A 14,030-nucleotide genomic window follows, 5' to 3' on the forward strand; every position below is an offset into this window, starting at 1 on the left:
CCTGGATCAGGCGGCTGCTGCGCCCTTGGGCGCGCGCCGACGCCGGGCCGTGCGCTTGGCGACATCGGCTGCGAAGCGCGCGAGGATCGGATCGAACCGGTCGGCGTGCGTCAGGAAGGGCGCATGGGCCGCGCCGCGCAGGATGAAGCAATGGCTCTCCCAGAGGCTGGGAATGCTGAGGCCCGCGACATAGTCGAGATTGACGAAGGGGTCATGCGCTCCATCGATAATGGCGACGGGAATGTCGCTCGTCTCGACGATCTGCCTCTGGTCCGCGGTCTGTCCGTTGAAGATGTTCTCGATCATCATCCGGCGCGCCCGGCCATCGGTCCGCGCAAGCGCAGCTCGGAATGCAGCGGAGTCGGCGCTGCCATAGACGGCGCGCGCGAATGCATCCATCTCGGCCTCGCTCAGCGTCTCCTGGCCGAAAAGAGCGGCAACGGGCTCGGGCTTGAAGCCGGCCTGGAACGATTCGAGCGTCGGACGGATCGGCGGCGTCCCGGTGATCATGACGCCCGCGAGGCCGGCAAAGCGCGGGATGAGGTCGATCGCGACATGTCCGCCTAGCGACCAGCCATAGATGGCGGCCCGCTTGATGCCGAGCGCGGCGATCACCTCGAGAACGGTCTCGGCATAGCCTGAAATCGAATAGGTGGCGGCCGGATCGAACGCGTCGGAGGAGGCGCCATGGCCGGGCAGGTCGATCGCGACAAGGTTGTAGGCCTCACCGACGCTCCCTTCCATCTGGCGCGTGAACACCTCCTTGCAACTCGAATTGCCGTGCAGCAAGATCAGTGGCAAACCGGTTCCGGCGCTGGTGCGAACGGCGATATCGGCACGACTCGTATGGATCGTCTGTTTGGTTCCCATCCCGATTCCCACCGCCCCGCTCCGCCAGCACGTCGTCCGTCACGACAGTCGTGATGAAACCTTTGGTTGCCGGATGTTGTCGTTGTCGCGCACTACTTTGGAATAATAGGAAGGGCTGGCTACCAAACACTTAAGGCCCCAACAATTCCACTCCGCCCCTGCGGCGGATGGCGAGAGGATGCGGCGAGATTGAGCTGTCCATTCTTTCATTTTCGACCATGAATTGGTGCGGAAGCGAATTCCGCGCGTGTGAATTCCATCAAGCGAGCCTGACATGAAGTTGGAAGACGGTGCGGCGCGTTATGTTCTCGGCCACTCGGACGAGGAGCTGACGCGGCTGGAACAGCAGGCGGCGATCTTCGGCGCGGCCACCGAGGCGATTCTGGACATGGCCGGGCTCCGACCCGGCATGCGGGTGCTCGACGTCGGCTGCGGCGTCGGCGACGTGTCGCTCGCGGCAGCTGGCCTGGTCGGCCCGGAAGGCGCAGTCGTCGGGATAGACCGCGCACAGGAGGCTCTCGCGACGGCGCGCCGGCGCGCCGCCACCGCCGGTCTGACCCAGATCGAGTTCCGCGACTCGGAGATCGAGGCCGTCGTCGGAGACGGCAGTTACGACGCCGTGATCGGTCGCTTCATCCTGATGCATCTGCCGCAGGCGTCCGCGATCCTCTCGGCGCTGAAGACCGCCGTCGTCCCCGGCGGCCTTCTCGCCTTCATCGAAATGGATATCTCCTCGTCCGCGGCCGTGCCGCCCATGGCGCTGTTCGACCGCTGCCTCGGCTGGATCACGACGCTCTACCGGCAGGCTGGGATGGAGCCCGACATGGCGTCGAAGCTATACGGCACCTTTCGCGCGGCCGGGCTCGATCCGAGCCTGCACGGCGTGTGCAAGATCGAGGCGGGCCCCAATTCGAGCGCGTATGACTATATCGCCGAGACGATCCGCTCCATGTCGCCCGCTCTCCAGAAGCTCGGCATCGCCACCGCCGAGGAGATCGATATCGACACGCTTTCCGAGCGTCTGCGCGCCGACGCGCTCGCCACCGACACCTGCTTCATCTATCCCCGCTTCGTCGGCGCCTGGGCCAAGGCCTGACACCAAGGCGCCGTGCCCCGAACGCCGCCGCGCCGCCAAGGATGGCGGGCGGTGGATGGAAGGGGAGGGGATCGACCCACCTTCGCCATTGAAGCGGCGGCTGCCATCCGCTATGAAATCGCGCGGCCCGATGGCCGCCCGGCAATGCACCCGTAGCTCAGCTGGATAGAGCGCTGCCCTCCGAAGGCAGAGGCCAGGGGTTCGAATCCCTTCGGGTGCGCCATTTCAGAACAGAACTATGAACGCCGAATGCAGCCGATCTCCCTCCCGAAGCGGCCACGAGCGTTCGTAGTAGCTCCGATTTCGATCCCATGATGCTGACTTCGGTGTCCGCCACCTCGACGCGCTGAGCAAAGGCGCGCAGGTGATCCCGCCGATAGCCGCCCCCTTCGAGCCGCAGTCCCTTGCGGGCCTCGCTGGCGAAGGCGCCAATCATGTCCACCGTGACCGATTGATTGCCTGAACTGTCGAGCGTCATCTGAATGCGCTCGGCATCGGCCTGGACCTGATCGCGAATCGCCTTGAGACCGGCCATGCGCTCCTTCAGCACCGCATCGTTCAAATCCGCCAACCCGGCTTCGATGGCATCGTAGAGCCGGTTGAGCCTCTGGTCGGTTTCCGTGATTCGCCGGTTGAGTTCCGCAAGATGCTCACGGCGGCGCTCGGCGCGCTCCTCGCGGCGGTCGAGGAGACTGCCGAGGATGGTTTCGAGGCGCTTCGGCTGAAGCAGGCGCTCCTCCAGATGGCTCGCAACCAGATCGTCGAGCTTGTCCATCGGAAAGGATCGGCCAGCACAGCCGGCCTTCGGCATGCTCCAGTGGATCGACCTCGAGCTTGCTTGGGGGCTCGGCCTTCACCGCCTCGGGTGCAGGCTCGACGGGCTTAGGCGTCTCTGCTGCGGGCTTCGGCGCCTCTACTGCCGGCTTCGGCGCCTCCGCCGACGGTGGGTGCGCATCGGCCACCTTGGTGGCGTCGGCGACATCGCCGGCCTTGGCCGCCTCGGCGGTCTTGGCAGCCTCCGTGCCCTTGGCGACATCGGCGACCTTCCCGCCGGCGCTGGCCAGTTCCTCGGCCTTGGCCAGCGACCCCGCCACTTCCCCGGTCTTGGCGAGCTCGCCTATCTTTGTTGTCGCGGAAGCCACCTCGGCCACCTTGCCGCCCTTGCCGGCGGCGCCGGCCGCCCCTCCGCCGACGAAGAAGCTGCCGATATCGACCACCGCCAGCCCCGGCAGCTCGGCATAGCGCTTTGCTTTCCAGGCTTCGATGTAGTTTTCGCCCAGCGCCTTGGCGAGACCGGCGGTCTGCCTACGATCGCGCTCCTGGTCCGGCAGCAAGGCACCGCCGAACTTGCGCAGTGCCTGGCCGTGCGACATTCGCTCGGCCGGCTTGCCGGACGGTTGGCCGCCCTCGCTGACCTGCTTGCGGGCCTCCTTCTCAAGGTCGGGGAAGGTCGCGTCGTAAAGGTCCTCCTCCAGCTGGACGAAGGTGCCGATGAACTTGAGCGGGTTGACCAGGCTCGGCCCCGGCAGCTGTCCGAGCCCCTTGACCGTATCGAACGGATGCACCGCCATCTTGCCGATGCCTTCGACCATGCCGAAGGCCGCCTTGGCGACGCCGCCGACGAACTGACGCGAGTATTTCGACGTGTTGTTGGAGACCGCGAGGCTGCCACGCTCCAGCGTCGCCAGCGTCGGGTGCGCCTTCTCGTCGACCATCGGCTTGGCCGGCTCGACATCCTCGAAATCGTCGACCGCCTTGAAGGTCGCGTCGTGCACGCCCTTGAAACCGGAATCGACGCCGGCTTTCCAGGCCTTGGTGGCGTCGAGCGGATGGACTTGCCAGCCATCCTTGTCCTTGCTGACCAGCTTCTCGCCGAACGCCTTCGCCGGCTTGGTCACCAGATTGGCGTTTGCCTTGGCGATGTTGGCGATGTTCCTTGTCAGCCCGCCCAGCACCGGCTTGCCTTCGGCCTTATCGGCAAGCTTTTGCGTCGCCTCAGCCAGCAGCACGGCCGGCTGCAGCTTCTCGGCGTGGTCGATCAGTACATTCGGATTCTTGGCAACCTCTTGGACGAAGCTCGTCGCCTTGTCCTTGACGCTCGAGCCTACATCCTTGGCCTTGTCGATGGCGCGTTTGTACCAGGGCTCCTCGGGCTCGGCGGCCAGCCCCGTGGCTGAGCCGAGCCGGACCATCGCCCTGCCTCCACCCATCGCCCCATCGGCGGCGCGCCCGGCATCGCGCTCGAGATCGCCCATGCCGTCGGAGCGTGGCGCGGCTGCCCCGCCGCGCCGCTGCTGCACCACATGGGCCAGTTCATGCGCGATGAGCCGCCGGCCCTCACCACTCTGCGGCGCGTACCGGCCACCACCGAAATAGACGTTGTCGCCGACCGTCACCGCCTTGGCCGCGTATTGCCCGGCGGTGCGCGCCGCCGCCGCATCGCTGTGCAGCCGCACCGCGCAGAAATCGGCGCCGAACGAGCGCTCCATATCGCCCCTCAGACCCGGCTCGAGCCCGCCGCTGCCTCCGGTCGGCGGCGTCGCCGGCAGGCCGGCGAGCGAGCCGCCAAACTTCGGCGTCGGGGGCGCGGTCTCGTCGGCCAGCTGGCTCGCCGGCCTGGGTGCGGCCCGTGCGCCCTGCGCCAGTTCCGGGCTCCGCACCTTGCTGCGCAGCGGGGCGTGGTTCATTTGCCGCCCCCTTTGGCCAGCTGCTGCAGCGCCTGGGAAATGGATTTGCCAAGCGCCGCGGAGGACGTCGTCGGGGCGGCTGTAACGGCTTCCGCCACGGCGCGGCGGATGTCGGCGAGCGCCGCGACCCGCTCGGCCGGCGACAGGCCTTCGAGCCGGATGCTCTGGATCTGGACCCGGCGCGCCTCAACCATGCGGTGCCTCCTTGCTCCAGCCGCGCAGCTCGCCTTCGGTCAACGGCTTGCTGAGCTTGTAATATTCGGCCCGCGCGGCGCGCTGCAGGTGCCCCATGCGGATCGGCGAGCCTTCGTCGGCGGCGATGAAGGCGGCGTTCAACGCGATGTTCTTGATACTGCCACCGGCCACCGTCAGCTGGGCCAGCCGCTCCACCTCGATGCCGTCGAGCGGCGCTCCGGAAGGGAAGGCGAGCCGCCAGATCCGCTGCCGTTCGGCCGCCTCGGGCAACGGAAAATCGACGAGGAAGCGGATGCGGCGCAGGAACGCGTTGTCGATATTGGAGCGGAGGTTGGTGGTGAGGATGGCGAGGCCGCGATAGCTCTCCATCCGCTGCAGCAGGTAGCTCACCTCGAGATTGGCGTAGCGATCGTGGCTGTCCTTGATCTCGGTGCGCTTGGCGAACAGCTGGTCCGCCTCGTCGAATAGCAGGATGGCGCAGCTGTCCTCGGCCGCGTCGAACAGCCGGCGGAGGTTCTTTTCGGTCTCGCCGATCCACTTGCTGACCGCCGCTGACAGGTCGACCCGGTAGACATCGAGCTGCAGCGCCCCGCCGATCACTTCGGCGGCGAGCGTCTTGCCGGTGCCGCTGGGGCCCGAGAACAGCGCCGTGATACCGAGCCCCCGGCCATTGCTGCCGCCAAAGCCCCAGTTATGGTGCACCTGGCGGCGCTGGCGCACCTGCGCCGCGATGGCCTTGAGCATCTCGAACTGCTGCTGCGGCAGGATCAGGTCGCTCCACTGGCTACGCACGTCGATGCGCTGCGCCAGCTCGTCGAGCCGGGGGCGGAGCCGGACGCGGGTTTCCGCCCAGAGCCGGTCGGCCAGTGGCGTCGGCGCGCTGCCCGCCCCCGGCGCGAGGTCGGCGCCGATATTGGTCGTGACGTCGGCGATGATCTCAGGCGACGCCGTGAACGTGCCCACCAGCCGGTCGACATCCGCCGCGTCGGCCCCCGCCGCCGCCCACAGCGCCCGCTGGTCGGCTATGGTCGAGCGCGGCACGACTAGCCGCAGACTGTTGCGCCCCGGCACCGCCAGCGGCTCAGCCGCGATCAGCGCCAGCGGCCCCGCAATCGCCGCCGCGAAGCGTAGTGCGCTTCGCACCTCGCCCGGCGCCGTCATGTCACAGAAGTCGAGCACCGGCAGCGCCCCTGCCAGCACGCTTTCTCGAGACCATAGCTGGGCCAGCCGCGCCCGCTCTCCGGCGGCGGCCGGCAGGGCTTCGGCGACCACGAGATAGGCGCGGCGTCCGGCCGCCCGCGCCCCGGCCGCGGCAATCGCCAGCGCCGCGCTCCTGTCCGCCCCCACAAGTTCCAGGACCGGCGCCAACCCTTTGCTGTCGGTCGACAGTTGCGCACCGAACCGGCGCATCAGCTCATGATGCGAGCCGCCGAGTTCGAAGCGCGGCTCGAGCGGCGTCGAAACCGCCAGCAACTCAGCGTCGATGCCGTCGAGTCCCACCAGGTGGTGCAGCACCCGCTCGGGCAGCGCGATGCCGGCGAGGCTGGCAATGCTCTCGTCGGTGAGGCCGATCAGTGCCAGGCGCCGCAGCGGCGCCTCGGGCGCGAAGGCCTGCCAGTTCGCCTCGGCAAGGCTTGTAAGCGCGAGGGCGATACTGGGCAACCGCAACCGGGCGTCGCCCTGCGCCGCGGCGAGCACGGCAGCCCCATCCGGCTCCAGCGCCGGCAGGGCAGCGAGTAGCAGCACCTCGCACTCGAAGCGGCCAAGCCCGACCGCTTCGGCGAGCCGCGCCAGCCGCTCGGGCAGGGCGGTCGGTCCGGCAGCAGGCGGCGACGCTCCGGCGATACGCGCCTTGAGCTGGGCGAGGGCATCGCCGAGGGCCGGGGCGCTCATTTCACCTCCAGCATCGGGCCGACGATGTGGCCGAAGGCCGGGCTCGTCGGATCCGTTTCCACATGAGGCGCGCTGGCTGTACCCTGGACCAGCAACTGCGCGTAATAGCTGCCCTTGGGCACACCCTCGAGCGGGAACTTCAGGCTGGCGACCGGAAAGTTGGAATCAAAGGGATCTGGAGTGATTTGAACGCTGGCTGCGGCGGCAGCGCTCTGACCGTTGAGCACCAGTCGCGGTGTCTGACCACGCCCGACACCGGGCGAGACGACTACCGTCAGCTTGCTGCCTGCGTTGGCGCTGGCGGCAAGCTTGATCCCGGGCCTGAGCAGGAACGTCGCTCGGTCGCTGATCCGCTCGAGGTGACTGGGCGCGCCGGCCGGCGCCGGCAGTACGGTTTCGAGCACCAACGGCCCGGCGACGAGCTGCTCGCCACCAAAGGTCGCGGCGACGAGTTGCAGCTCGATACGATCAGCGCTTATCCGCGCCGTGCCCAGATCCGCGTCGCGCCCGCCGATCCTCACCTTCATGCCATGCCGATCGAGCGAATGGCCGCGCACCACGAGCGTACTACCCCACAGCACCGGCGCCGTGGCGCCCGTCGCCGCCTCGACCCCCAGCACCACCGGCCCGCCGAGTACGAACACCGCATTGTTGACGCTGGTGACCGGCGGCCCCGAGCTCAAGGGCGTGCTGGTCTCGATCAGCACCGGCGAACAGGTATAGGCTAGCGACAGAATGTAGGGCGTCTGGAACAGCACCGACCAGAGCTTGGACATTTCCTCAAAGCTCATCGCGGCCGGATGAATGCGCACCGGCTCAGGCTCGTTCTCGAGGTCGGCATCGACGAGCCCGGCATTGTCCTGCTTCACCTTTTCGATGGTGCGCCGCGAAATGGCGCTGCGATGCTCGAACCCCCGCGACACCGAACCGAGCAGCAGTTCAGGCTGATAGAGGTCGGGCCGCCCGATGAACGAAATGAGGTAGTGCAGGTCGAACGCCACCAGCGAATTAGCGACCTGCTGGCCATTGCTGCTGCGGGTAGGGTTATGCGCGTTGCGCCGGGCAGCATTGGGCGTGGCCTGAAACAGGAAGACATTCACCACCGGCCCGGCATCGGCATCGTTTTCATTGCCCGGCCGGCCGACCTTGACGGTCGCGCCTCCGGCCACCTCCTGGATCATCAACTGCATGGAGGCCGTGACGGCGGCAATTGACAGCGTGTTGCCCATTGCCGCCTCAGCGCCTCGTCCGCAGATAGGCGGCCAGACTCGGGACGCGCTGCAGCCCGGCCGAAACGCCGGGGGTCGCCGGGGCCCTGGGGGCCGGCGCCCGCACATCGATGCGGCCGATGATGATTTCGAGCGGCGCGGCCGCCGGCGCGGCAGCGAGGGGTGCGGGCGCTTGCGGCACCGGTTGCACCGGCACGGCCGGGCGGACGGGTGGCAGCGCCGGCGCCGCCGCGGCGGGCGCGGTGATGGGCGCCTCGCGGCGCGACCTGCTCAACTCCGGCAGCGCCGGGAGGCCGGGCAGCCGTGAAGGCGTCGGGCGCGGCGCGGCGCCCGTATCAGCGACAACCGCGGCAGCAGGTGGCTGCGGCGGTTGAGCGGCGACCGACTGCGGCCCGGCCAAGGGCGGCGCGGCGCGCGGCACGGCGTCCGCGCGAGGGGCGCGGGCGCCGGCCGGTTGCGGGGCCGCAGGCGGCGCGTCACGCTCCGTCGCCTGCCGTGGCGCCAGCGCCGGCACGGACGGGGCCGCTGTCCGTGGCTCATCCTTTGGCGCCACCGTCTGCTTCGGCTTGCCGGCCTCGGGGTGCTGCAGCGGCTGGGCCGGCACCGTCCAGCGCTCGATCACCTGACTGACCCAAGGCTGCGGCGCCAGCACGGCCGGCGCCTCGGCGGCCATCTCGGCCGGCTCGGCGCCAGTTGCGAAGGCGGCGCCCGACAGCTCGAACCGGGTCGGCAGCCGCAAGCGCGCCACCGGCGCGAGGCCAAAAATGCGGTTGGTGAGGCGGGAGACGACGCCGCTCATGGCTGCACCGCATCGAGATAGAACCGCCGCCGCTCGGCCGGCAGCGCCAGGATATCGCGCTCCGGCCAGTGAAAAGCCCGCGCCAGCACCGCCACATCGGCGAGCACGGCGCGTGAACGGACGGTGATTTCGCTGGCCAGCAGCGCCGCCACATCGACCGCCTCCGACCAGCGCGCCGCACAGGTGGGGCAGGACCAGTCGAGCCCCGTATCAACGCCGGGGTCCATCGCCTCGACCGCCGCTTCCACCGCTGCCAGCGCCGTTTCCTCCTCCGGCGCATCGGGCGCCGCGGCCTTCAGCAGCAGCCGCCGGGCACTGTCGGGATCATCGAGCTGTTCGGCTGCGGCAAGCGCTCCCGCCGTCAGCGGCGCCACCGCGATGACTACACCGCCGGCGCGGATCTGCCGTGTCTGCGGTGCCGGCTGCGCCGCGAGGTCGAGCCCGATCTCTTCGGCCCGCAGCGTCATTTCGAGCATCGTGCCGCAGGCCGGACATTCGGAAACGAAGTCGAGGTGCGGCCCGCACAGTTGCGCCCGCACCGCTAGCAGCATGGCATCGCGCTGCCCCAGCGTCAGCGCCGCCGCGTCGATGCCGGGGTCGGCCCGGCCGAGAATGCCGAGTGCCAGGAACGATGGTCCGCGCCCCTGCCCAGCCTCGGCCAGTTCGACGAGGTCCGCGGCGGCCAGCGCACGCATTAGATCGGCTCGACGTAGCTGGGCTCGGTCGGCTCGGCCACGTCGTAATCGCGCTCCCAACCCTCGTTTTCGAGCTTCAGCATCTGGATCGCGATGGCGTTGGCGCTCGCATCGAGCTCGGGCAGCGATTGATACTCGGAGGGCCAGCAGCGGTAGAGCTTGTAGGCCAGCACGATCTGCCCCGCTTCGTTGTAGAGCTCGAGGATCAGGTTGCGCCGGAAATCCTTGAGCGAGGACTCCGCGCCCAGCCCCGAGCCGTAGTTCCACACCTTGTTGGCCCACTGCTCGAACTCGATATCGTGCGTCACCCCGCGCTCGAGCGTGATCGCCTCATACTCGGTCTGGCCGGGCGATTTGCGCGACGACGACGGATCGCCCCCTTCGCGGTGGCTCACCACCTGGGTGGTACGCTTCAGCGCGCTGACCTTGCTGATCCCGGCCAGGTAATTGCCGTCTTCGTTGCGGATGCGGAACTTGAAGTTCTTGTACGGGTCGAACCGTTCGGGATTGGTCGAAAACTGCGCCATCGCCTAGGCCTCCCGGATCTGCTGGATATTGATGACGACGAATTCGGCCGGCAGCAGCGGCGCAAAGCCTACCGCGATGTTGACGATGCCGCGGTTGACATCGTCCTGCGTCGTGGTCTCGCGGTCGCACTTGACGAAATAGGCCTGCCTCGGGCTGGCGCCCTGGAACGCCCCCTGCCTGAACAGCCGCTGCATGAAGGCCCCGACATTGAGTCGGATCTGCGACCACAGCGGCTCGTCATTGGGCGAGAACACCACCCACTTGGTGCCGCGGAACAGGCTCTCTTCGATGAACAGCGCCAGCCGCCGCACGGGGATATACTTGTAGTCGTCGGCCAGCTGGTCGGAACCGCGCATGGTGCGGGCGCCCCACACCACCCGGCCGACATTGGGAAAGCTCCTGAGGCAGTTCACTCCCAGCGGGTTAAGCTTGCCGTTCTCGTCGTCGGTCATCTTGAAGGTCAGCCCGTCGGCGCCCGAGATCGTCGCCTCGATGCCGGCGGGCGCCTTCCACACCCCGCGATTTGCGTCTGTACGCGCCATGATGCCGGCAATCGCCCCGCACGGCACGAAATAGTCGATCTGCCCGCCGCGCAGCGGATCGCGCCGCTGCAGCCGAGGAAAGAACAGCCCGGCATTGCCGCCATTGGTCAGGCTCAAGGGCGGCGTGTTGCTGGCTGCATCCACCGTGACCTGGATGGCGTTGTCCGGGTTGGCGTCCCACTTGGCGGGGGGATCGACGATCAGGAAGGCGCGGCGCTCGCTGCAGAACCTTGCCGCCTCCTCCCAGACGGTGGGGTCGATATCGCCATCCCGCGTATCGGGCGGGATCACCAGCAGGTTGAAGATATCGGCCTTGAGCAGCGCATAGATGCCGGTCCTGGTAACCTTGTCGCCCTTGTACTCGGCCGGCGCCAGCGGCACCCCGTCATTGCCGCCTTGAAAATCGGTGATCGCCCCTTCGGCCGGCCGCGCCCCCGGCAAATCGGGCGTAAGATCGCCCTTGAGGTCGACGCGCACCAGGTTCGACTCCGCCTTCAGCACCCGATCGACGCGGCGCGAGCCAGCATCCTTGACCGTCAGGTTGCGGAACTGTTCGCGCGCCTTGGTGCCCTGGTCGACCACCGCGAGGTCGAACAGGTCGTCGACCGCAAGGCCGAGCTCGGGGTGGAGATAGACATAGGCCTTGGCCGCCGCCTCATTGGGATAGGTAACCTGCGCCTGCAGCTTGCCGCCCCAGTTGCCCGGGCTCGCGGCGACCAGTTTCAGCCCGCCCAGCACCAGGCGAGCCAAGCCGTCATCGGCGCCCGCCTTGAACAGCCGGACGACCAGCGCTTCGGAGCCGCCATTGGCGTAGAAATCGTCGACCGCATAGGCCGCCGGGGTGTTCAGCGCCAGCCCGCCGAAGCGTCTGGAAAACTCCCCGAAGCTGAAGCAACTGACCGGCTCGTTTACCGGCCCGCGCAGGAACCGCCCGACAATGCCGGTCACCGAGGTCGACACCCCCGCCACCGTGCGAACGCCGCTCTGCACCTCATTCACATATACACCGGGATAGCTCGTCTGCACTGCCATGGTCGCTGCTCCTGCCGAAAAACCAGAGTTTTACGAGAGTTGGCCGCCAATCATGATTTCGACATTGGCCGGCTCGGCACCGCCATTGGTCACGCTGAGCGTCGCAAACGACGGACCCAACAGCCCGATGGCGGCGCCGAACAGGATCACCGGCCCCTCGAGCCCGATCTCTTCGGCCGCACCGGCCTTGATCTTGATCGTGCCGCTATAGTTGTCGGCAGCAATGTAGACGAACTTCAACTTGTCGATGTGCTCGAGCTGCAAGGCCAAATCGACCTGGGCGCCCTTGGCGACGGCAACTGATGCGCCTGTCACCGCTTCAACATCTATGGTGCCAGTAGAACCCACACTCGCCGCCGACGAGCCAGCATTGAATGACCATGCAATAGGCTTGGGCACGCCGATGCCCTCCCTTATACACATTTATCAACGCAATTAAGCTATCAAGCGAATTGTCAAGGCAACAGAGCCGACACGCTAGCGCCGATTTCGACAAGCGTCTAGTAAGCATTGACGCCGATTTTTCGACGAATCCAGCTTCGTGAGAACTTGCACCGAATTCAAGTCGAACGCAATATATCGGATCTTTGTCGCTTGCCAGTTCATCACGAGAATGAATGGTTAATAATATCATAGTCTTAACTTTGCTCGTAGTTCAGAGTGAGCGCTCGACTTGATAATCGTGTCGCGGCTGTTGCACTTAATGTGAGATGGTGCTCAGAGAATCTGCGGTGCTTAACCGCGCCGAGTCGACCGGCGGCGTTGGGTTGTGAGTCACGCTGCCATATCGATGTTGTCCGCGGCAGCCTATTATTGATCTTCGGCTTCGGCAGGGGGGATGTTGCCGATGGGCTCCAGCCGCCGCCGATGGTTGAACCAGTCGACCCGTTCGAGGGTCGCGTATTCCACCGCTTCGAAGGATCGACGAGGGCCACGGCGATGGATGACCTCGACCTTGGAAGCCGTTGATCGTCTCGGCTGAAGTGTTGTCGTAGCTATCGCCGACGCTGCCAACCGAGGGTTCGGTCTCGGCGAGGCGTTTGGCGTACTTGGACGCGTATTGGGCGACCTGTGATCGCTAGGATGGACCAGGCCGCTCCGATGGGTCAGGCGGCGATCGTGAAGCGCCTGTTCGAGCGCATCGAGGACGAAGCTGGCATCGGCTGTCCTGCTTGCCCGCCAGCCGACGATCCGCCGAGCATGGGTTATCGATGACGAAGGCGACGTAGACGAATCCCGCCCAGGTTGCGACACAGGTGAAGTCCGACACCCAGAGCCAGTTGGGCGCCGGGGCGTAGATCTGGCGGTTGACGTGATCCAGCGGGCAAGGGGACTGTCAGGATTTCCGTGTGCGGTCGGCCACAATGGACCCGAAGCAGGTTTTGGATGGCACGACGCAAAGCTCCCCGTATGCAGCGAACGCGAATGCTAATACGAGGAATGGTGATCTCTGAATTTCATAGGGACCACAATGACATAAGAGTGCCCAGCCTCATCCTCTCCGGCGCGCCAATTATCCTAAGTCACAAGGTCTGCCGCGGCGACCGGTTGCGGGTTGACGCGGCATTTGGGTTGAGCACGCTCGTCGCGGCGAGAATCCGGAGATGCCGTCACGGCGAAAGCGGTTGCAGCGCTGGCGGTCTGGGTCCGAACGTTTCGATGGACGCGTCGGCTTCAGGATTCGGTTCTGAGAGGAACGTCGGTTCGACACCGGCTACTCGACGTTATTTCTATGGGTTGGCGCAGCGCGACATCGTCGAGACGCCTGAGATTGGATCGCACGAGTTTGATGCAGCCCCATGTCGGCCGCTCCTCATTTCCGGATTCTATTCGACTCCGGCTACGGCCTCGCTTCGGGATGAGGCCCTCCGGGAGCCAAGTGACGGGTCGCAGTCCGACGTGGTCGAGTTCAGGGAGGCGTCTCGGCGACAGACTGCCTGGCGATCTGTGGTCAGACATGCTGCCTTTCGTGCCGGATGACGTTGCGGATGGCGAAGCTTGACTGGATCCGGGCGACGCCCGGAAGGCGTGACAGCACGTCGGTGTGGATGCGCTCATAGTCGGCCATGTTCTTGGCCTCGACGCGCAGGAAATAATCCGTCGTTCCGGTCATCAGATAGCATTCGCGCACTTCGACGGCGCGCCGCACCGCCGCCTCGAAATGCCTCATCACCGGTTCGGTCTGCCGATCGAGCGAAATCTGCACGATGACGATGGACGCGTCGTCCGGACCGGGATCGTCGATGATCGCCGTGTAGCCGCGTATCGTGCCGTTTGTCTCGAGATTGTGGAGCCGCCGCAGGCATGCGGAAGGCGACAATCCGACGGCCTCGGCGAGCTTGGAATTGCTGATGCGCCCATTCTGCCGCAGCAGCTGGAGCATGCGGCGGTCGATCGTATCGAGGCTCATGCCATTATCTTTCATTCATCGAATGATTATTGCGTGAGATCCTCTCAATCGCAA

The 14,030-nt window shown here is 66.6% G+C and carries 12 protein-coding genes, 1 tRNA gene and 1 pseudogene; 2 read left to right on the forward strand and 12 right to left on the reverse strand.

What is annotated here, in order from left to right; genetic code table 11:
• Positions 1-6 precede the first annotated feature (6 nt).
• Positions 7-870: an alpha/beta fold hydrolase gene (locus tag GGR25_RS17690; RefSeq protein ID WP_183400136.1), complete on the reverse strand. Its 864-nt coding sequence runs from the start codon at positions 868-870 to the stop codon at positions 7-9.
• A 274-nt stretch (positions 871-1,144) separates the two neighbouring features.
• Between GGR25_RS17690 and GGR25_RS17695 the strand changes: the two genes are divergently transcribed.
• Together GGR25_RS17695 and GGR25_RS17700 are read left to right on the forward strand one after the other, a co-directional pair.
• Entirely contained in the window at positions 1,145-1,966 is an 822-nt protein-coding gene (locus GGR25_RS17695) for a class I SAM-dependent methyltransferase (RefSeq protein ID WP_183400137.1), read from the forward strand.
• Positions 1,967-2,112: 146 nt separating this feature from the next.
• Positions 2,113-2,189: transfer RNA gene (locus tag GGR25_RS17700), tRNA-Arg, on the forward strand.
• A 427-nt stretch (positions 2,190-2,616) separates the two neighbouring features.
• Here the strand turns inward: GGR25_RS17700 and GGR25_RS17705 are convergent.
• From GGR25_RS17705 to GGR25_RS17755, 11 genes and pseudogenes are all read right to left on the reverse strand, one after another.
• Complete coding sequence (locus GGR25_RS17705; protein ID WP_183400138.1) at positions 2,617-4,653, reverse strand: eCIS core domain-containing protein; 2,037 nt, start codon at positions 4,651-4,653, stop codon at positions 2,617-2,619.
• Positions 4,650-4,847: a hypothetical protein gene (locus GGR25_RS17710; RefSeq protein ID WP_183400139.1), complete on the reverse strand. Its 198-nt coding sequence runs from the start codon at positions 4,845-4,847 to the stop codon at positions 4,650-4,652. The genes GGR25_RS17705 and GGR25_RS17710 overlap by 4 nt, the downstream gene beginning before the upstream one ends.
• Positions 4,840-6,741, reverse strand: a complete 1,902-nt coding sequence (locus GGR25_RS17715; RefSeq protein WP_183400140.1) for an ATP-binding protein — start codon at positions 6,739-6,741, stop codon at positions 4,840-4,842. The genes GGR25_RS17710 and GGR25_RS17715 overlap by 8 nt, the downstream gene beginning before the upstream one ends.
• Entirely contained in the window at positions 6,738-7,970 is a 1,233-nt protein-coding gene (locus tag GGR25_RS17720; protein ID WP_183400141.1) for a Pvc16 family protein, read from the reverse strand. The genes GGR25_RS17715 and GGR25_RS17720 overlap by 4 nt, the downstream gene beginning before the upstream one ends.
• Positions 7,971-7,977: 7 nt before the next feature.
• Positions 7,978-8,769 (reverse strand): hypothetical protein, encoded by a 792-nt coding sequence (locus GGR25_RS17725; RefSeq protein ID WP_183400142.1) that lies wholly within the window; start codon positions 8,767-8,769, stop codon positions 7,978-7,980.
• On the reverse strand, positions 8,766-9,464 hold the full coding sequence (locus GGR25_RS17730; RefSeq protein ID WP_183400143.1) for a hypothetical protein: 699 nt from the start codon (positions 9,462-9,464) through the stop codon (positions 8,766-8,768). The genes GGR25_RS17725 and GGR25_RS17730 overlap by 4 nt, the downstream gene beginning before the upstream one ends.
• Positions 9,464-9,991, reverse strand: a complete 528-nt coding sequence (locus GGR25_RS17735) for a phage tail protein (RefSeq protein ID WP_183400144.1) — start codon at positions 9,989-9,991, stop codon at positions 9,464-9,466. The genes GGR25_RS17730 and GGR25_RS17735 overlap by 1 nt, the downstream gene beginning before the upstream one ends.
• Positions 9,992-9,994: 3 nt before the next feature.
• The gene (locus tag GGR25_RS17740; RefSeq protein WP_183400145.1) at positions 9,995-11,566 is read right to left on the reverse strand and encodes a phage tail sheath family protein; all 1,572 of its coding nucleotides are present in this window, start codon (positions 11,564-11,566) and stop codon (positions 9,995-9,997) included.
• Between the two features lie 30 nt (positions 11,567-11,596).
• Complete coding sequence (locus GGR25_RS17745) at positions 11,597-11,965, reverse strand: hypothetical protein (RefSeq protein ID WP_183400146.1); 369 nt, start codon at positions 11,963-11,965, stop codon at positions 11,597-11,599.
• 411 nt (positions 11,966-12,376) lie between these two features.
• A pseudogene (locus tag GGR25_RS17750) lies at positions 12,377-12,896 on the reverse strand (DDE-type integrase/transposase/recombinase); the annotation flags it as partial.
• Between the two features lie 621 nt (positions 12,897-13,517).
• Positions 13,518-13,976, reverse strand: a complete 459-nt coding sequence (locus GGR25_RS17755) for an Lrp/AsnC family transcriptional regulator (protein ID WP_183400147.1) — start codon at positions 13,974-13,976, stop codon at positions 13,518-13,520.
• Between the last annotated feature and the right edge of the window lie 54 nt (positions 13,977-14,030).

The organism is Kaistia hirudinis, assembly GCF_014196455.1.
Taxonomy (GTDB): domain Bacteria; phylum Pseudomonadota; class Alphaproteobacteria; order Rhizobiales; family Kaistiaceae; genus Kaistia; species Kaistia hirudinis.